An 18,318-nucleotide genomic window follows, 5' to 3' on the forward strand; every position below is an offset into this window, starting at 1 on the left:
ATGCACAATTAGGCTATCTTGAGTCAAAAGCATCGTCGAATGAATAAAATCGCAATATTTGGGGCCAATGGCCGAATGGGAAGAGTACTTATTGAGGCGGTATATCTGGCGCAAGGGGCTCAGTTAACTGCCGCGTTTGTCAGACCAGGTTCGTCCTTATCGGGGACCGATGTGGGGGAATTGGCAGGTATAGGTACACGTAATATTAAGATTAGCAACGAACCTGGAACCGCGATCAAGGAGGTCGATATTGTTATCGACTTTACTTTGCCTGAAGCACTTGAAAGCAACCTGGCGCTGTGTGTCAAACACCAAAAACCTGTTGTCATTGGGACCACTGGACTTAATCAAACACAAAAACAAGCATTACAAGAAGCCGCCAAGCATATCCCCATTGTATTTGCCGCTAACTATAGTGTGGGGGTAAATTTACTGCTAAGCCTTGCGCGCCAAACCGCACGAGTACTCGGTGAAACGGCAGATATCGAAATAATTGAAACCCACCATAGATTCAAAAAAGATGCACCTTCAGGTACAGCTATGGCCATTGGCGAGGCTATCGCGGATGAACTGCAAAGGGATCTCAAGCAGTGTGCCGTATATGGACGAGAAGGGGACACAGGTGAACGTGACCAGAAAACGATAGGATTTGCTACAGTTCGCGCTGGCGATGTAGTGGGGGATCACACAGTATTATTTGCCGATCTTGGTGAACGACTGGAAATTAGTCACAAAGCTTCAAGCCGTCTGACCTTTGCCAAAGGTGCAGTTAAAGCCGCCCAATGGCTGACAACTAAGCCTCCTGGTCTGTATGACATGCAACAGGTTCTAGGTTTAAAGTAGTCTTTTTGCGGGTTAGATTGATAATATTGCATGAAAGCACTGTTTTCATAAAGTTTCTATTTGGGAATAGACCTCCAAGCGCTATTCATGTATATTATTGCGAATTTGCCAAATTTTAGTGGGTCTTTCGGTACCCACCCAAATATTAGCTGCAAATAAGGTAAAGCTAGATGTAAATCAATATGTTACATCTCGTTTTTTATAGATTAATGGTGCATTGCCTGCACTTTAATCTTAGGTTAACTATATTCGGAGGTTGACTTGGCTAATTCCGCCCTTTTAGTGCTAGAAGATGGTTCTGTTTTCAAAGGCACAGCTATCGGAGCGACTGGTACTTCTGTTGGGGAGGTGGTGTTTAATACCTCAATGACAGGTTATCAGGAAATTCTTACAGATCCCTCATACGCAGAACAAATTGTCACATTAACCTACCCCCATATCGGTAATACCGGTATAAATACTGAGGATTGTGAATCCGCTAGAATTTGGCCTAAAGGCTTGATTATTCGGGATTTACCTCTTCTTGCCAGTAACTTTCGTAGTCAACAAAGTTTAGCTGAATATCTTTGTGCCAATAACATCTTGGGTATTGCGGATATAGACACCCGCAGATTAACCCGTATTTTACGAGATAAAGGTGCACAAAATGGCTGTCTCATGGCCATAGATTCGGCATCCGATTTCACGTTGGACGAGGGCGTTGCCCTAGCAAAAGCCAAAGGTTTTGCCGGTCTCAAGGGTATGGATCTGGCCAAAGAAGTGACGACCGATCAAGCTTATAACTGGACGGACGGCTCATGGGTATTGGGTGAAGGGTTTGCTGAAAATCAAACCAATCTACCGTTTCATGTCGTGGCTTATGATTTTGGAGCCAAACGTAATATTTTACGCATGTTGGTGGACCGTGGCTGCCGTTTAACTGTGGTGCCTGCCAAAACCAGCGCTGCCGATGTATTGGCATTGAAGCCAGATGGCGTGTTTTTGTCCAATGGCCCAGGGGATCCTGAGCCTTGTGATTATGCGGTAAGTGCGATTAAAACCCTGCTGGATATAGACATGCCAATTTTTGGTATTTGTCTGGGGCATCAACTCTTAGCGCTGGCTAGCGGGGCTAAAACGGTAAAAATGAAATTTGGACACCATGGGGCCAATCATCCGGTTAAAGATATTAAGGGTGAGCGCGTTATGATCACTAGCCAAAACCACGGTTTCGCGGTGGATGAAGACGCATTACCGGATAATCTGCAAATTACCCATGTTTCGTTGTTTGATCAATCGCTGCAAGGCATACATCGCAAGGACAAACCGGCGTTTAGTTTCCAGGGACACCCTGAAGCAAGCCCTGGACCTCACGATGCAGCCCCGTTATTCGATCATTTTATTGAATTGATGCAAGCAAGCCGCTAACACAACCCTAGAGTCACGAATTAGAGTAAAAGCACAATGCCAAAACGTACCGACATAAAAAGCATCTTAATTATTGGTGCTGGCCCGATCGTCATCGGCCAAGCCTGTGAATTTGATTACTCCGGCGCGCAGGCCTGTAAAGCACTGCGCGAAGAGGGGTACCGGGTTATCTTGGTCAACTCTAACCCTGCCACTATTATGACCGACCCTGAGATGGCCGATGCGACCTACATTGAGCCGATCCATTGGGAAGTGGTAAAAAAGATCATTGAAAAAGAACGTCCCGATGCGATTTTGCCTACTATGGGTGGGCAAACTGCACTCAATTGCGCTTTGGATTTAAATAAACACGGCGTGTTGGCGGAATTTGGTGTAGAAATGATCGGCGCTACTGCCGATGCTATCGATAAAGCTGAAGACCGAGAACGTTTTGATAAAGCGATGAAGTCTATCGGCTTGGCTTGTCCCCGAGCAGAAATTGCCCACAGTCTGGAACAGGCATTTGATGTATCTACCAGGATAGGCTTCCCCTGTATTATTCGCCCTTCGTTTACCATGGGCGGCAGTGGTGGGGGTATTGCCTATAACGTAGAAGAATTTGAAGAAATATGCCGACGGGGCCTGGATTTATCCCCTACCTCTGAGCTGCTTATCGACGAGTCGCTAATTGGTTGGAAAGAATACGAGATGGAAGTGGTGAGGGACAAGGCAGATAACTGCATTATTGTCTGTACCATAGAAAATTTTGACGCCATGGGTGTGCACACTGGTGACTCGATCACTGTGGCCCCGGCCCAAACGTTGACCGACAAAGAATTTCAGATCATGCGTAATGCGGCTATGGCAGTGCTGCGTGAGATAGGTGTGGAAACCGGTGGTTCCAACGTACAGTTTGGCGTAGATCCTGAAACAGGACGCATGGTTATCATCGAAATGAATCCTCGTGTGTCTCGCTCATCCGCCTTGGCATCTAAGGCCACGGGATTCCCCATTGCCAAGGTGGCAGCCAAACTCGCCATAGGTTATACCCTGGATGAACTGGCTAATGATATTACCGGCGGCTTAACGCCTGCATCCTTTGAGCCGGCAATAGATTATGTGGTCACTAAAATACCGCGTTTTAACTTTGAGAAATTTGCCGGCGCCAATGACAGATTGACCACTCAGATGAAATCTGTGGGTGAAGTCATGTCCATTGGGCGCAATCTGCAGGAATCTTTGCAAAAAGCCCTGCGCGGCCTGGAAGTAGGCGTTAATGGACTCGATTCGATCATCGATATCACCGATCCTGAAAGTAAAAATATAATTTTACGGGAATTGCGTGAACCAGGCGCTGAGCGCATTTGGTATATAGCCGATGCAATGCGCATGGGCATGAGTGTTGACGAAATATTCACTCTGACCAATGTCGATCGCTGGTATTTGGCGCAAATTGAGGAACTGGTTATTATTGAAACCCAGATCGCGCAAAATGGTTTATCAGGTATAGATGCTGACCTGATGCGAACCTTAAAACGCAAAGGTTTTGCCGATGCGCGTATTGCCGAACTTACAGGTGTGGATGAGGCGGATGTGCGTCAATTAAGACGCGGTTTTGACATCCATCCAGTTTTTAAAAGAGTGGACACCTGCGCTGCAGAGTTTTCTACCAGTACGGCATATTTGTACTCCACTTATGACGAAGAGTGTGAAGCTAATCCGTCAGACAAAGACAAGATAATGGTTATTGGCGGCGGGCCCAATCGTATCGGTCAAGGCATTGAGTTTGATTATTGTTGTGTACACGCGGCCTTGGCCATGCGTGAAGATGGCTACGAAACCATCATGGTTAACTGTAACCCTGAGACAGTATCAACAGATTATGATACCTCTGACCGTTTGTATTTCGAATCAGTTACGCTGGAAGATGTACTTGAAATAGTGCGCATAGAAAAGCCTGTGGGTGTCATAGTGCAATATGGCGGACAGACGCCCTTAAAACTGGCCAGAGATTTGGAAGCCAACGGTGTGCCTATAATTGGTACATCACCGGATGCCATAGATAAAGCCGAAGATCGCGAACGTTTCCAAAAAATGGTCAATAAACTCAACCTTAAACAACCCGCTAATGCGACCGTAAAAAATATGGAAGAAGCGCTCACGGCAGCCAGCAAAATTGGCTTTCCTTTAGTGGTGCGTCCGTCTTATGTGCTCGGTGGGCGCGCCATGGAAATCGTGTATGACCTGAAAGATTTGAAACGTTATTTAAACAACGCGGTAAAAGTCTCGAATGATTCCCCCGTGTTGCTGGACCGATTCCTCGATGACGCCATAGAAGTTGATGTGGACGCCATTTGCGACGGCACTGACGTACTTATCGGCGGTATTATGGAGCATATTGAACAAGCCGGAGTGCACTCTGGTGATTCAGCCTGTTCGTTACCTCCTTATTCCCTGAGCCCAGAAATTCAAGATGTGATGCGTGCACAAGTCAAAGCTATGGCACTTGAATTAGGTGTGGTGGGATTGATGAATACCCAGTTTGCCGTCAAAGACGGAGAAGTCTATCTGATTGAGGTTAACCCACGAGCTGCGCGAACCGTGCCTTTTGTTTCTAAAGCAACAGGTTTGCCTATCGCTAAAATTGGGGCGCGTGCCATGGCTGGGCAGTCCCTTAAATCACAGGGTTATAATACTGAGATCATTCCGCCTTACTTTTCAGTCAAAGAAGTGGTGTTACCCTTTGCTAAATTCCAGGGCGTGGATCCCTTACTAGGTCCAGAGATGCGCTCTACTGGCGAAGTCATGGGTGTGGGCGATACTTTTGTGGAGGCCTATGCCAAAGCCAATTTAGCTGCCGGTGAACCGATCCCAGCTTGTGGTAAGGCGTTGCTTTCTGTGCGCTTAAACGATAAAAATCGGGTGATTGAATTGGGTCGTGCCATGTTAGCCAAAGGCTTTACACTCGAGGCAACAAGAGGCACAGCCGAGGTGCTTAATAATGCGGATGTGGCATGCAGCGTCGTCAATAAATTAAGTGAAGGGCGTCCCAACATCGTCGATGCGATAAAAAATGGCGAGTACTGTTATATAATTAACACCACTGAAGGTCGCCAGGCCATAGATGACTCGGTGTATATCAGACGCGAAGCGCTGCTTAATAAAATTGCGTATACCACTACCATGAATGCAGCCTTCGCCACCGTGAGCGCCAATAACGCAGATGATAGAGCGCAGGTAAATTCTGTTCAGGAATTGCACCAACGTTTACACTAGTAGACTAGGTCAGTTACTCGCAATTGGCTGACCAGACGTTGATTAATTTTGTTTGGTACATATTTATATATGTACCAAACAGTAACTAAACTTTAAAGCGAGCTATTGTTAAATGACTCAATATCCAATGACAGCCAAAGGCGCAGAAATGCTGCGCGAAGAGCTACTACATCTCAAGTCCGTAAAACGTCCGAAAATTATTTCTTCAATCGCGGAGGCCCGTGAACATGGGGATTTGAAGGAAAACGCTGAATATCACGCTGCTCGGGAACAACAAAGTTTTTGTGAAGGACGCATTCAGGACATTGAAGGCAAATTGTCTAATATACAAATTATTGATGTTACCAAAATGACGAATAACGGTAAGGTGATATTTGGCGCTACTGTGTCCATCGTGAACTTGAGTACCGATGAAGAAATCACTTACAGAATAGTTGGTGAAGACGAAGCTGATATCAAAAATAACTTGATATCATACAGCTCGCCTATTGCCCGAGGCCTGATTGGCAAAGAACTGGACGACGTTGTTAATATTCAGACACCTAAAGGTAAAGTTGAATTTGAAATTTGTGCGGTAGCGTATATCTAACCATCACCAGACAATGAAGTGATGTGCGGCGTTAACAACAAAAAGAGTGCTCAGTAGCACTCTTTTTTTCGTCCTTATTTAATGTCGCAGCGGTTCACTGAGGTGCTCGATAACCTGCTGGTTAAGGGTGACCAGGTTAGCAGAGGTTCTGCTGGTAAATAGGTCTTTATCCACTACTAGATCTCTGTCGATCGGCTTGGCTCCCGCATTGCGTAGGCGATTTAACACATCTGGGTAAAGGGTTACCATTCTATTACGTAAGACATTGGCTTGCATTAACATCCAGGCGCCTTGGTTTATGGCTACCACAGGTTTTGATATGGGGCTGTTAAAAAAACCCCTGACAAAATCGACCGCGTCCTTGTTCTGCACCAATACATCAGGATTAAATAATCCCCCGGGTAAAATAAGCGCGTCGTAATCCTCGGCACTGACATTTTTTAGGGTCTTGTCAACCTCGACCTCTATACCCCACTGATTTTCGTCCCAGGCTATGATAGTGCCGGGCTCTATGGACACAATATGTACCACAATACCCGCTGCGGTTAGTGCATCCCGGCTCTGTAATAATTCGCATTGAGCAAAGCCATCTTTGGCCAGGATTGCGGCTGTTTTTCCATTCAATACCGTGCTTAACATTTATTACTCCACAACTCAGGTACCTGCGTTGTCTGTTTATTATCGCCGAAAAGGCGTTTTAATTGACTCTTATGGGTTTATATGAAGAAAGCATGTAACGTGCCACAAGGTCAATAATTACACAATTAACAAGTTGTATTCTACACGCCTTGATTCTAGTCGCTCAGGAGCGCATTGCCTTCGCTCCATAAAATCTATAAACGTTAACTCTTATAATAATAGTCCGTATTTGACGATATTAGGTGGTAAAAATGAGCCAAATTTCTGACAAATAGGGGAAGCATATACTCGGCGGGGTAAGTTTATTTACCTAACCGGTTGTTTTACTTGGTTTAGCTCCAGGTAATCATCCCCCTGCCTACTCAGTTTCTGAAGTGTACGGATCACTTCTTGGGCAAGACCTCGAGCAATATCCGAGTCTTGATTGTGCCACCTAAGTTTGTTTAGCGCCTGTAGCAACTCTTTGGGAGTCATGGTCAAATGCATTTTATTCAGTGCCCCTTGGAGTTGGGGTATCAAGATCAGTGCCTGAGAATTTATCGCTGGGATTACCATATAGCTGGGAATAACGTCGTCCGGATCGGTCAATCTTATTACATCACCATCGAAAGTCTCTGGGTTGGTCTCATGACCGACAAATATGTCTGTTTCATGATTATGTAGGGCATAGTAACGTTTTTCTGCCCAGGAGGTGTTCAGGGGAGCACGAATTAGGAGGCGCGAACTACCTAAGGTTTAGCACGTACGGCTACGACTAAACCACATAGTGCGAGCAACCAAACCAGGCTATTGCCGAAATAGCGGTATGGCGTCATGCCTTCGACTCGCTGGATCTTATCCGTTAACACGCCGGTTTCAAACTGGGGCAGACGACTTTGGATTTCACCCTTATGATTGATAAAGGCGGTGATGCCATTATTGGTGGCACGTAACACTGGAAGGCCAAATTCTTTGGCCCGGACCTGAGCGATCTGCAAGTGTTGTGCTGGACCGTGGGAATGCCCAAACCAGGCATCATTGCTTACAGTAATAATAAAGTCTGTGTCAGGGGTAATATTCGCCGCAATTTGCGAGGGAAAGGCTATTTCGAAACACAGGGCGGGGGCAAAATGAAAACCGTTAATTTGTAAATTAGCTTGCTGATAGTCCCCTCTGGAGAAAGACGACATGGGCAAGTCAAATATCGGTGCCAGGCCTCTTAACCAATCTTCCATGGGAATAAATTCACCTATGGGTAACAGATGGTGTTTGGAATATCGATTGGCGTGACCATAGCTGTAATGACCTTGTTCGTCTTCAGCTTGTTGTAAGCCAAATCCGATTAGACTGTTGTAGGCTTCGCGCGTTTCAAAATTGTAATTTACGATACCACTAATTATGCCAGTTTTATGTTCTGCGGCTTGTCTGTCAAGATCCAGCAGGTAGTCACTGGACATAGGCTCTAACTTGGGGATGGCAGCCTCAGGCCAAATGATCACCTGATTATCCCAGTGTTCTTGGGTTAAATTAAGATATTTTTGCATGGTGGGCCAGTCTTGCTCAGGTGCCCAGCGTAAGTCTTGCGCAATATTACCTTGCACCATGGCAATGGATACCGCTTCACCTTTAGGACTAGACCACTGATGAAGTTTCAACATCCCGCCACTACCAAAGGTTACCAGTACCAGTATTACTGTATGCAGATATCGTTGTTGTCCTAACCACAGGGCTGATATTGCGGCTAACAGAACCAGTATACCACTGACCCCAAATTCGCCAATAACAGGTAACCAGCCAGCGAGTGGACTGTTTATCTGACTATAACCTAAGGATAACCAGGGAAAACCACTTAACAGCCAACTACGCAGCCATTCAACGAGTAGCCAGATGAAGGGCATGGCCCAGGGCCATAATCTGGGTTTAACATATTGCTTGGTGAGTTTACTAAAAACAGCCGGAAAGAGAGCCAAATAAACGCTCAGCAGTAACATTAGGCCCAGTGAGCCTGCGAGGGGCAAGCCACCGAATTGTGCGATACTCACATGCACCCAACTAATACCGGCCCCAAACCATCCCAGGCCAAAACTCAGACCCAGCTTAAACGCATCCGCTTTAGGTATCTTGTACAACAGCGCAAAATAACAGGTCAGGGCGAGGGGCATCACGGGCCAATACGAAAAAGGAGCAAAACTTAAGGTTAAGCTCGCTCCAATAAGTAGCGCCAACAAACAAGGAACTAATGTGGCCAGGGGATTACTCTTCTGTGTTGGGCAGGGTAACTTTTAACTGAATCAATCTGCGTGCGTCGGAGTTGGTGACTTTAAATATCATATCGTTTATCTTAACTTTCTCATCGCGCATGGGCATATGGCCGAATGCTTTGAGCACTATACCGCCAATGGTATCGGCCTCTTCTTCATCAAATTTTGTATTGAAAAATTTATTGAAGTCATCCAACTCAGTCAGAGCTTTAACCGAATAGGTATATTTGTTTAAGGGACGAATACCGTCGTTTGTATTCTCTCCAGCGTCATGCTCGTCTTCGATTTCGCCGACGATCAATTCAAGAATGTCTTCTATAGTCACCAGTCCGGAGACGCCGCCATACTCATCTACCACTATGGCCATATGGAAACGGTTTTGTTGGAACTCTTTGAGTAAAACATCAACTCGTTTGCTTTCTGGCACTATGACTGCCGGACGCAGAATATTTTTTAGTTCAAACACTTTGCCGGGAATAAACGCATATTCAAGTAAATCCTTGGCTAATAAGATCCCTTCAATGTGGTCTTTGTCTTCACTGATCACCGGAAAGCGAGAATGAGCTGATTCAAGCATAGTTGGTAAGAATTGCTCTACGGCCTCATTGATATCTATGGTGGTCATTTGCGCGCGCGGGATCATGATTTCTCTGACTCGCATTTCGCTGACTTCCATGACACCCTCGATCATATCACGGGTTTCAAGGTTAATAACTTCGCGCTGCTGAGCGTCAACAATGACGGCAAAAAGTTCTGTTTTGGTTTTCGGTTCTCCCGTGAATGACTGAACTATTTTGTCCAGCCAGCCTTTATTGGCAGAACCGCTACTAGATGGGGGGTTGTCTTCGCTCATGATCTCGTAATTTTATTGCGTGAATCGGTATCTTCAATGATCTTGGTAAGGGTCGTCAATCGATAAATTTCGCAATATCTCAATTTCCAGTTCTTCCATGTCTTGTGCGTCATTGTCATCTATATGGTCGTAACCCAATAAATGCAAGGTTCCGTGCACTAACATATGGGCCCAATGATGCATCAAGGGTTTATGTTGTTCCGTGGCCTCCTGTTGTACAACATCAGCGCAAATCACTAAATCACCGAGCAAATTCATCATTATACCCGGGGGGGCTTCGAACGGGAATGATAACACATTAGTCGCTTTGTCTTTCCCGCGATATTGATGATTTAGTGTCTGGCTTTCAGCTATATCGACCAAACGTACGGTGATTTCCTGATCAGCCAGATCCCTGGCATTTAATACGGCATCCAGCCATAGTTGCAGATTTTTCTGCGTAGGGATCTGTTGTGATTCACAGGCGACTTGTAAATCTAGCACTGTTGTCACTGGAATTTTTTCTCAGCTTGTTCCTTCTCGGCTTTTTTTTCCAACCGCTCGCGTTCTTGCTGAGCGTCAAATTCTTCATAAGCCATGACAATCCGCGCCACCACAGGATGACGTACTACATCATTGGCATTAAAGAAATTGAATGAGATGTCGTTGACGTCCTTAAGAACTTCTATGGCGTGACGTAAACCTGAGCGTGTACCTCTGGGCAAATCAACCTGGGTGATGTCGCCCGTGATGACCGCCTGAGAATTAAACCCGATGCGGGTCAAAAACATTTTCATTTGTTCGACTGTGGTATTTTGACTTTCATCTAGAATAATAAAAGCGTCATTCAGTGTGCGTCCTCGCATATAGGCCAGGGGTGCAACCTCAATCACATTGCGTTCGATCAGCTTTTCGACCTTTTCAAAACCGAGCATTTCGAACAAGGCGTCATACAAGGGGCGCAAGTAAGGATCGACTTTTTGGGCCAGATCACCAGGTAAAAAACCCAGTTTCTCGCCAGCCTCAACTGCCGGGCGGGTCAATAGTATACGCCTGACCTCTTGACGCTCCAGGGCATCCACTGCACAAGCGACGGCCAGATATGTCTTACCCGTGCCAGCAGGGCCAATGCCAAAACAAATATCATGGGTCAGAACATCACTGACATACTTGGATTGGTTGGGATTGCGGGGTTTAATTACCCCCCGCTTGGTTTTGATGTGTATATCTTTACCATAATGCCCGGCTTCGGCTCGTTCGAGGCATTTGGCTTCCTGAATGGCCAGATGTACCTGTTCGGATTCCAAATCCGGGATTTGACCGCGCACAGGTTGAGTTTCCATATATAACAACTTAAGTAATTCCGCGGCACCACTTGATTGGTGAGGCTGCCCGGTTACCTTAAACTCATTGTTACGATAAGTGATCTCTACCCCTAATCGGCGTTCTATCTGTTTTATATTGTCATCAAATGGACCACATAGACTTACCAGACGTTTGTGATCCGATGGTTCCAGAAATATGTCGTTACTTTCAAGTTGGCTCAATATAGGTCTCTCGTTTATGTGTAAACTATCAGTTAGACGGCACGTATTGGCTGACACCAATAGCATCTACTTTAGCTGATTTTTTAGCCAGTATGGCTTGAGGTGTAATGCTACTGCGTAACGCCATTTCAGCTTCTGTGCGCAGCACTACACCACGCAAGGAGTTAGCAAATACATCGGTTATTTTTACATCTACAAATCCGCCTATCATATCCGGTGTGCCTTCGAAATTGACCACTCGATTGTTCTCGGTGCGACCGGATAATTCCATGGGATTTTTCTTGGATGGGCCTTCAACCAAAATTCGTTGCTCGCTATCTATCATGTTGCGGGCAATACGCAGAGCCTGTTGGGTAATGCGCTGTTGCAATAGTTGTAAACGCAACTTCTTGGCATCCTCAGTCACATCATCCGGCAGATCCGCTGCGGGTGTACCCGGTCGGGCGCTGTAGATAAAACTAAAGCTCAGATCGAAATCCATGGCTTGAATCAGATCCATGGTGGCTTCAAAATCTGTATCGCTTTCCCCTGGGAAACCGATAATGAAATCCGAAGACATGCTCAAATTGGGCCGGATCTTTCTAAGTTTGCGGATTTTCGACTTATATTCTATTGCGGTATGGCCACGTTTCATCATGTTGAGGATCCGGTCTGAACCGGATTGTACCGGCAGATGCAAATGATCAACTAGCTCGGGAATGGTGGCATAGGCGTCAATAATATCGTCGGTAAATTCCACCGGGTGGGACGTGGTATAACGTATACGGTCAATCCCCTCAATCGAGGCTACCATTTCCAGCAATTCAGCAAAGGTACAGATCACGCCATCGTGGTGTGGCCCACGAAATGCGTTGACATTCTGACCAAGTAAATTCACTTCGCGTACACCTTGTTCGGCCAATTGGGCGATTTCGAACAATACGTCGTCCACCGGTCGACTGACTTCCTCACCACGGGTGTAAGGCACGACGCAAAAGGTACAATATTTCGAACAGCCTTCCATAATAGACACAAAAGCTGATGGGCCCTCTGCTTTTGGTTCTGGTAAGCGGTCAAATTTTTCAATTTCAGGAAAACTGATATCGATAACCGAAGAACTGCCTCCTTTTATCTGATTGATCATTTCTGGCAGGCGATGCAAAGTTTGCGGTCCAAAAACCAGATCAACAAAGGGCGCGCGTTGACGGATAGTCTGGCCTTCCTGTGATGCCACGCAACCTCCGACACCAATAATTAACTCAGGTTTATCCTTCTTTAGATTTTTCCAACGGCCCAGTTGGTGAAATACTTTCTCCTGGGCCTTTTCGCGAATTGAACACGTATTGAGCAAAATCAGATCAGCTTCTTCAGCGGTTTCGGCAACTTGATATCCATGAGTCGAGTCCAGCAGGTCAGCCATTTTTTGCGAGTCATACTCGTTCATTTGGCAACCCCAAGTCTTAATAAAAAGTTTTTTAGTCATAACGCCGTGTGTTTACCTTACTCTTGTAAAATCTACTTATAAAAAATGGATGTATCGGATTAGTTCGTTGCAATAATCAGATAAAACTGAACCGTATATTTTACGGGTTATTTGTATCTTAAGCTAGTTTTATCCTTTTTGGGGCTGCTAAAAAGGTTCTCAAACTTGGTAGTTTTAAGGGAACCGCCGGCGGGTGGCAGAAATATCTTGAGGAACATAATTTGCTCCTTGCATAATTATGTAGCGCCACTGAGCCTTACACCACTTTACGATTGACTGAACACCCCGTGTATCACGCTGAAGTGATACCCAAGTTTGTCTGGCCTTGTTATGCTAAAGGCACAACTTTAATTTACGATTTCCAGATATGAATAATTTACACTCTATTGCCATAGGCGACATTCGTGTTGCTAACGACCAACCTTTTGTTCTTTTTGGTGGAATGAATGTATTGGAGTCTAGGGATATGGCGATGCGCATTGCCGAATATTATGTGAATATTACCAGCAAACTCGGTATACCCTATGTATTTAAGGCCTCCTTTGACAAGGCAAACCGTTCATCGGTCAATTCCTACCGCGGACCGGGGTTAGACAAGGGATTGGAAATATTCGCGGAGATAAAATCCACTTTTAATGTGCCCCTGATCACCGATGTGCATGAAGCTCACCAGGCAGCACCTGTGGCGGAAGTGGTCGACGTGATCCAGTTGCCAGCATTTCTAGCACGTCAAACTGATCTGGTCGTGGCCATGGCGAAAACCAATGCAGTGATCAACGTCAAAAAACCACAGTTTCTTGCACCTCACGAAATGCGGCATATCATCAATAAGTTTTTGGAAGCAGGCAATGATAAAATCATTCTGTGTGAGCGCGGCTCCAGCTTTGGGTACAATAATTTGGTGGTAGACATGCTGGGTATGGACGAGATGAAAAGCTATGCTCCGGTTATTTTTGACGCGACCCATGCGTTACAAAAACCAGGCGGACGAGAAGATTCTGCGGATGGTCGACGTGCCCAAGCGGCACAATTAGCTAGAAGTGGCATGGCATTAGGTTTGGCTGGCTTATTTATTGAAGCCCATCCTAATCCTAATGCAGCGAAATGCGACGGACCTTGCGCGTTATCCCTGGATAAGCTGCAACCCTATTTAGAGCAGATGCTGGCGTTAGATGAATTGGTAAAAGGATTTTCGCCTTTGGATACCAGCGCTATATAAGATCGCCCTGGATGATAAACGGTAGTGAGCACTGGTTATCAAAGTGCTCGAACCGTCATGTGTGTAACGAGCTGAATATGACATTAGGACTAAAAAACTGTCCATATGTTTATTCAGTTAAGCGGAATTGATTAGTAGAACTCGTCGTGTCGCTGGCGCGGGGCATTTCAGGGCCAAAATCGCTATTCAGCTGCAGAACGACTTGATTAAACACATCTTGGCTAGTATGCATAGCGGCAATATCCGTTAACAGGCTAGAGATACTGGTTTCGATATGCTGACTGATAAAGTCTGCAGATAAATCGAACTCCTGGGCCGCAAGGTTGTGACTGAATACTAATGCAGTTAAACTGCTTAAAACTAATTTATTGTTGAATTTCATAATAATCACCTAAAATATATTAATGTAATGAGAAAATATTCGCACAACATGTTAACTAATTGCTTATCTTGTTAACTGTTGTTTTAAAAGTCATTTATTTTTTGACCGTGTGAATATTAAACAATTTGGCACTATTGTTAAAATGACATTATGTATGGATATGGATTAGATAAACTAATGAATACAACCCAGTGCTGACAGGAAGCAGTAAATAGCTAATGAGCCGTCGTTTACCCCCATTAAATTCACTTAAAGCGTTTGAGGCTGCTGCTCGACATCTAAGTTTTACCCGTGCCGCAGACGAACTTTTTGTGACCCAGGCCGCGGTCAGCCATCAAATTAAATCATTAGAGGAGTTTCTGTCGATGAAACTCTTTTTGCGCAAAAACCGCTCCCTACTATTGACCGAAGAAGGCCAGGGTTATTATCTGGATATCAAGGACGTATTTCACTCGCTGCACGACGCTACGGAGCGTCTATTAGCGCGCGGCGCCAAAGGAGCATTGACAGTCGCATTGCCACCGAGTTTTGCCATTCAGTGGTTAGTTCCCAGACTCAATCAGTTTAACCAATTCAACCCTGATATAGATATCCGCATTAAGGCTGTAGATTTTGACGAAGGTTTTTTAACTGATGATGTGGATGTGGCTATTTATTACGGCAGGGGAAAATGGCCAAGCTTGCACGCGGAAAAGTTACATACTGAATACCTGACTCCGGTGTGTTCGCCCTTGTTATTTCAAGGGCAAAAGCCCCTGAATACCCTGGAAGATCTTCGCCATCACTTATTACTGCATGATTCTTCGCGGGAGCCATGGAAGAACTGGATCAAACATTTCCGCATTGCTGGAATCAATGTCAATCAGGGGGCGGTGTTCAGTCACTCAATGTTGGTGCTCAAGGCCGCAGCATTAGGCCAGGGGATCGCGCTGGGCCATAGCGTGCTGGCAAGGCCGGAAATAGAAGCTGGACGACTGGTGTGCCCCTTTAACGAACGTTTGGTTACCAACAATGCCTATTATGTTGTCTGCCATCAATCCCAAGCAGATTTAGGCAAAATAGTGGCTTTTCGCGAATGGCTGCAAAACCAGGTGAAAGATGAACAGGAAGAAGACTATTTTAACCACTAAAGCTGGTAAACCCGTCGCCCACTTAATTCTTGGTCACGGTGCAGGAGCGGGCATGCGCAGTGACTTTATGCAAAACACTGCATTAGCATTAGCCGCTGAGGGTATTCAGGTGAGCCTTTTTGACTTTGCTTATATGCGATTGGCGACCGAGCTGGGTAAACGCCGTCCTCCGGATAAAATGGAAAAGCTGCTCGCTTGCTATCAACACGTGTTAAAGGACACAACCGATGGGCTGCCACTATTTATAGGGGGTAAGTCAATGGGTGGACGAGTCGCTTCTATGTTATTGCATTCATCAGCAGTATTAGGAGGGGTATGTTTTGGCTATCCGTTTCATCCAACGGGCAAACCAGATAAGTTAAGAACAGAACATCTTTACCATATTGCTAAACCTATGTTAATCGTCCAAGGGGCCCGTGACACTTTAGGTAACCAACAGGAAATTGCTGACTACGCTTTACCCAATAATATTCAGTTAAGCTATTTGAGTGACGGTGATCATAGTTTTAAGCCCCGTAAGTCGTCGGGTTTTACGTTTGAGCAACACTTTAACCACGCTATGCGCACCACCGCTGAGTTTATAAAATATCATATACCTGCTAATTTAAATTTGGAAATCTGATGAAAGCATTTTTAGCCCTGGCCGCCTGCAGCGCCATGTTAGCCGTGATCCTGGGCGCCTTCGCTGCCCACGGTCTCAAAGATAAATTAACTGAAACCGCAATGAGTGCATTCCAGACGGGCGTGCACTATCAGCTTTATCATTCTCTGGCGGTTATTTTAACTGTCGTTCTCTTTCGTCAAACTCCCACTCCCATGCTGCTATGGTCCGCTAGCTTTATGCTGACGGGAATAGTGCTTTTTAGTGGTAGTTTATATCTGTTGGCCCTCAGCGGTATCAAATGGTTTGGACCGGTCACACCCTTGGGCGGTTTATGTTTTATAATAGGCTGGGGATTATTGCTGGTTGCCAGTTTAAAAGGGAGCCAGTAGCACATGGCCGGGCTTGCACTTTATTGTCGAACGGGGTTTGAAAAAGACCTAGCCAACGAAATTCAGGAAAAAGCGGCGCAACTGGAGATATTTGGTTATCCCGAGGCCAAACATGACAGTGGTCTGGTTATCTATCATTGTTATCAATCAGAGCAGGCTGATGAGCTTGCTAAATCCTTGCCACTGAAACACCTTATCTTTGCCCGTCAGCACTTTGCCAGCTTTGAACGTTTACTCGACATGGACATAAATGATCGCATTGGTCCCGTATTGCTTGCCAGTAAGGATTTTCCTTTATGTGGTGAACTGCGGGTAGAACACGGGGATAGCACCCAGGGGCGCGAAATTTCCAAGTTTTGCCGCAAGTTCAGCGTCCCCCTGCGCCAGGCTCTACGTAGCAAAGGTAAGCTGACCACAAAAGAAAATCCTAACAAACCCGTTATGCATGTGTATTTTGAAGACAGCAATAACGCCCTGATTGGTTATTCATACCCCCATAATAACTCTGACCAACCTCTGGGTATTTTGCGTTTAAAGTTCCCCCACGATGCCCCCAGTCGTTCAACGCTTAAGCTCGAAGAAGCATTTGAATTGTTTATCCCTAAAAAAGAACAGGCTGTGCGTTTATCTGGCGGTCTGCATGCTGTTGACTTGGGTGCCTGTCCAGGCGGCTGGACCTATCAATTGGTTAAAAAAGGTATGTTTGTTGAAGCAGTGGACAACGGGGCGATGGATGAGGCCTTAATGGCGTCTGGGCAAGTAAGATATTGTCCCCAAGACGGTTTCAAATTTCAGCCACGGAAAAATAACATCTATTGGCTGGTTTGCGACATGATAGAACAACCTCAAAGAGTCGCTAAATTAATGGCAACTTGGGTGGCGACCGGACGCTGTCAGGAATCGATATTTAACCTGAAGTTACCCATGAAAAAACGTTACGAGTCTGTGCAACAAGCATTGGCAATCATCGATGAGAGCCTTGCACAATACCACGCAGGCCCATATGATTTGCAGGTTAAACATTTATATCACGATAGAGAAGAAGTGACGGTGCACTTGCGTTTACGCTCAAGTATCAAACACCCATAGCCCAATTTTGATTTTTAAAACACGCAAAAACAACAGCTTAAGTCACTATATGTGGGGACATAATTTGAGTTATTGCTCGAATTAATCCGTGCGCTGACTTTCGCTGTCAGTATAATATTCAAATGAAACATTTTAGATTTAGTGACAAGCCGAATGAAAAATATTGAAATCGAAGACGATTTATACGCTTTTATAGCGTCTCAGACTCAGCACATAGGTGAAACTGCGTCAGATATCCTCAGACGTATAGTGATGCCACAGAGCGGGCAACCCCCACATCTGTCCGGTGCTACAATTAAGGGGGATATCTTCAAGGAAATTACTGAAGAACAATTACTTGGATATCCTAAAATGGTAGAAAGATTTTTACTAATCTTATCAAAATTGCACCAGATCCACGGTCAGGGCTTCGAGCGTGTATTGCAATTAAGTGGCAGAAATCGGGTATATTTTGCCAAAGACAAAGAACAATTGTTACAAGCTAGCAGTGTAACGAATCCAAAACCTATTCAAAATACAGAGTTTTGGGTGATGACCAATAACAACACAGCTAAAAAAGCGTCTTTACTGCGGGAAGTGGCGGAAGTACTGGATTACTCGCCTGAGCAAGCCAAGCGTTTGGCCATATTGTTTGCTCCGGAATTATTTACAGATTAACTATCAGTTGAAGACGAAGTGTAAGACTAACCAA

18 protein-coding genes are annotated in these 18,318 nt (G+C 45.3%); 10 read left to right on the forward strand and 8 right to left on the reverse strand.

The annotated features are described in order from the left end of the window. Positions 1 to 39: 39 nt before the first annotated feature. The 4 genes from dapB to greA all read left to right on the forward strand — a co-directional run bounded on the left by dapB (position 40) and on the right by greA (position 6,094). Complete coding sequence (dapB, locus tag AC3RV5_RS11260; RefSeq protein WP_489732010.1) at positions 40 to 843, forward strand: 4-hydroxy-tetrahydrodipicolinate reductase; 804 nt, start codon at positions 40 to 42, stop codon at positions 841 to 843. A 261-nt stretch (positions 844 to 1,104) separates the two neighbouring features. After that, positions 1,105 to 2,250 (forward strand): glutamine-hydrolyzing carbamoyl-phosphate synthase small subunit, encoded by a 1,146-nt coding sequence (gene carA, locus AC3RV5_RS11265; protein WP_489732011.1) that lies wholly within the window; start codon positions 1,105 to 1,107, stop codon positions 2,248 to 2,250. 36 nt (positions 2,251 to 2,286) lie between these two features. Next, positions 2,287 to 5,505 (forward strand): carbamoyl-phosphate synthase large subunit, encoded by a 3,219-nt coding sequence (gene carB / locus AC3RV5_RS11270; protein ID WP_489732012.1) that lies wholly within the window; start codon positions 2,287 to 2,289, stop codon positions 5,503 to 5,505. A gap of 112 nt (positions 5,506 to 5,617) precedes the next feature. Next, on the forward strand, positions 5,618 to 6,094 hold the full coding sequence (gene greA / locus AC3RV5_RS11275; protein ID WP_489732013.1) for a transcription elongation factor GreA: 477 nt from the start codon (positions 5,618 to 5,620) through the stop codon (positions 6,092 to 6,094). Between the two features lie 78 nt (positions 6,095 to 6,172). Here the strand turns inward: greA and AC3RV5_RS11280 are convergent, their stop codons facing one another. The 7 genes from AC3RV5_RS11280 to miaB all read right to left on the reverse strand — a co-directional run bounded on the left by AC3RV5_RS11280 (position 6,173) and on the right by miaB (position 12,814). Further along, positions 6,173 to 6,733 carry a DJ-1/PfpI family protein gene (locus tag AC3RV5_RS11280; RefSeq protein ID WP_489732014.1) on the reverse strand — a complete coding sequence of 187 codons (561 nt, stop codon included), beginning with the start codon at positions 6,731 to 6,733 and terminating at the stop codon, positions 6,173 to 6,175. Positions 6,734 to 7,039: 306 nt separating this feature from the next. Continuing rightward, positions 7,040 to 7,444 carry a glycine betaine ABC transporter substrate-binding protein gene (locus tag AC3RV5_RS11285; protein WP_489732141.1) on the reverse strand — a complete coding sequence of 135 codons (405 nt, stop codon included), beginning with the start codon at positions 7,442 to 7,444 and terminating at the stop codon, positions 7,040 to 7,042. Between the two features lie 17 nt (positions 7,445 to 7,461). Continuing rightward, on the reverse strand, positions 7,462 to 8,874 hold the full coding sequence (gene lnt, locus AC3RV5_RS11290) for an apolipoprotein N-acyltransferase (RefSeq protein ID WP_489732015.1): 1,413 nt from the start codon (positions 8,872 to 8,874) through the stop codon (positions 7,462 to 7,464). A gap of 91 nt (positions 8,875 to 8,965) precedes the next feature. Beyond that, positions 8,966 to 9,826, reverse strand: a complete 861-nt coding sequence (locus AC3RV5_RS11295) for a CorC family transporter (RefSeq protein WP_489732016.1) — start codon at positions 9,824 to 9,826, stop codon at positions 8,966 to 8,968. 33 nt (positions 9,827 to 9,859) lie between these two features. Then, positions 9,860 to 10,318 carry an rRNA maturation RNase YbeY gene (gene ybeY, locus AC3RV5_RS11300; protein WP_489732017.1) on the reverse strand — a complete coding sequence of 153 codons (459 nt, stop codon included), beginning with the start codon at positions 10,316 to 10,318 and terminating at the stop codon, positions 9,860 to 9,862. After that, positions 10,315 to 11,352, reverse strand: coding sequence for a PhoH family protein (locus AC3RV5_RS11305; RefSeq protein ID WP_489732018.1), 1,038 nt, complete (start codon positions 11,350 to 11,352; stop codon positions 10,315 to 10,317). The genes ybeY and AC3RV5_RS11305 overlap by 4 nt, the downstream gene beginning before the upstream one ends. A gap of 28 nt (positions 11,353 to 11,380) precedes the next feature. Next, complete coding sequence (miaB, locus tag AC3RV5_RS11310; protein ID WP_489732019.1) at positions 11,381 to 12,814, reverse strand: tRNA (N6-isopentenyl adenosine(37)-C2)-methylthiotransferase MiaB; 1,434 nt, start codon at positions 12,812 to 12,814, stop codon at positions 11,381 to 11,383. A 367-nt stretch (positions 12,815 to 13,181) separates the two neighbouring features. Between miaB and kdsA the strand changes: the two genes are divergently transcribed. Further along, positions 13,182 to 14,033 carry a 3-deoxy-8-phosphooctulonate synthase gene (gene kdsA, locus AC3RV5_RS11315; protein WP_489732020.1) on the forward strand — a complete coding sequence of 284 codons (852 nt, stop codon included), beginning with the start codon at positions 13,182 to 13,184 and terminating at the stop codon, positions 14,031 to 14,033. Positions 14,034 to 14,142: 109 nt separating this feature from the next. Here kdsA and AC3RV5_RS11320 read toward each other — a convergent pair whose 3' ends face one another. Next, a complete protein-coding gene (locus AC3RV5_RS11320) occupies positions 14,143 to 14,415 on the reverse strand; it encodes a hypothetical protein (RefSeq protein ID WP_489732021.1) in 273 nt (90 codons plus the stop codon). Between the two features lie 218 nt (positions 14,416 to 14,633). Between AC3RV5_RS11320 and AC3RV5_RS11325 the strand changes: the two genes are divergently transcribed. The 5 genes from AC3RV5_RS11325 (at position 14,634) to AC3RV5_RS11345 (ending at position 18,284) form a co-directional block, all read left to right on the forward strand. After that, positions 14,634 to 15,545, forward strand: coding sequence for a transcriptional regulator GcvA (locus AC3RV5_RS11325; RefSeq protein WP_489732022.1), 912 nt, complete (start codon positions 14,634 to 14,636; stop codon positions 15,543 to 15,545). Beyond that, a complete protein-coding gene (locus tag AC3RV5_RS11330) occupies positions 15,514 to 16,167 on the forward strand; it encodes an alpha/beta family hydrolase (RefSeq protein ID WP_489732023.1) in 654 nt (217 codons plus the stop codon). Before AC3RV5_RS11325 ends, AC3RV5_RS11330 begins: the two co-directional genes overlap by 32 nt. Beyond that, entirely contained in the window at positions 16,167 to 16,538 is a 372-nt protein-coding gene (locus tag AC3RV5_RS11335) for a DUF423 domain-containing protein (RefSeq protein ID WP_489732024.1), read from the forward strand. The genes AC3RV5_RS11330 and AC3RV5_RS11335 overlap by 1 nt, the downstream gene beginning before the upstream one ends. A 3-nt stretch (positions 16,539 to 16,541) precedes the next feature. Then, positions 16,542 to 17,627, forward strand: coding sequence for a 23S rRNA (cytidine(2498)-2'-O)-methyltransferase RlmM (gene rlmM, locus AC3RV5_RS11340; RefSeq protein ID WP_489732025.1), 1,086 nt, complete (start codon positions 16,542 to 16,544; stop codon positions 17,625 to 17,627). 153 nt (positions 17,628 to 17,780) lie between these two features. Next, positions 17,781 to 18,284 (forward strand): Negative modulator of initiation of replication, encoded by a 504-nt coding sequence (locus tag AC3RV5_RS11345; RefSeq protein ID WP_489732026.1) that lies wholly within the window; start codon positions 17,781 to 17,783, stop codon positions 18,282 to 18,284. The last annotated feature ends 34 nt before the right edge of the window (positions 18,285 to 18,318 follow it).

Source organism: Paraglaciecola sp. IT1134 (genome assembly GCF_058068185.1).

Excerpts from the sequence above, each read along its gene's own strand:
- dapB (WP_489732010.1), top strand. The coding sequence starts at position 40 with ATGAATAAAATCGCAATATTTGGGGCCAATGGCCGAATGGGAAGAGTA.
- carB (WP_489732012.1), top strand. The coding sequence starts at position 2,287 with ATGCCAAAACGTACCGACATAAAAAGCATCTTAATTATTGGTGCTGGC.
- greA (WP_489732013.1), top strand. The coding sequence starts at position 5,618 with ATGACTCAATATCCAATGACAGCCAAAGGCGCAGAAATGCTGCGCGAA.
- AC3RV5_RS11280 (WP_489732014.1), bottom strand. The coding sequence starts at position 6,733 with ATGTTAAGCACGGTATTGAATGGAAAAACAGCCGCAATCCTGGCCAAA.
- lnt (WP_489732015.1), bottom strand. The coding sequence starts at position 8,874 with ATGCCCCTCGCCCTGACCTGTTATTTTGCGCTGTTGTACAAGATACCT.
- AC3RV5_RS11295 (WP_489732016.1), bottom strand. The coding sequence starts at position 9,826 with ATGAGCGAAGACAACCCCCCATCTAGTAGCGGTTCTGCCAATAAAGGC.
- miaB (WP_489732019.1), bottom strand. The coding sequence starts at position 12,814 with ATGACTAAAAAACTTTTTATTAAGACTTGGGGTTGCCAAATGAACGAG.
- kdsA (WP_489732020.1), top strand. The coding sequence starts at position 13,182 with ATGAATAATTTACACTCTATTGCCATAGGCGACATTCGTGTTGCTAAC.
- AC3RV5_RS11320 (WP_489732021.1), bottom strand. The coding sequence starts at position 14,415 with ATGAAATTCAACAATAAATTAGTTTTAAGCAGTTTAACTGCATTAGTA.
- AC3RV5_RS11325 (WP_489732022.1), top strand. The coding sequence starts at position 14,634 with ATGAGCCGTCGTTTACCCCCATTAAATTCACTTAAAGCGTTTGAGGCT.
- AC3RV5_RS11330 (WP_489732023.1), top strand. The coding sequence starts at position 15,514 with ATGAACAGGAAGAAGACTATTTTAACCACTAAAGCTGGTAAACCCGTC.
- AC3RV5_RS11335 (WP_489732024.1), top strand. The coding sequence starts at position 16,167 with ATGAAAGCATTTTTAGCCCTGGCCGCCTGCAGCGCCATGTTAGCCGTG.
- rlmM (WP_489732025.1), top strand. The coding sequence starts at position 16,542 with ATGGCCGGGCTTGCACTTTATTGTCGAACGGGGTTTGAAAAAGACCTA.
- AC3RV5_RS11345 (WP_489732026.1), top strand. The coding sequence starts at position 17,781 with ATGAAAAATATTGAAATCGAAGACGATTTATACGCTTTTATAGCGTCT.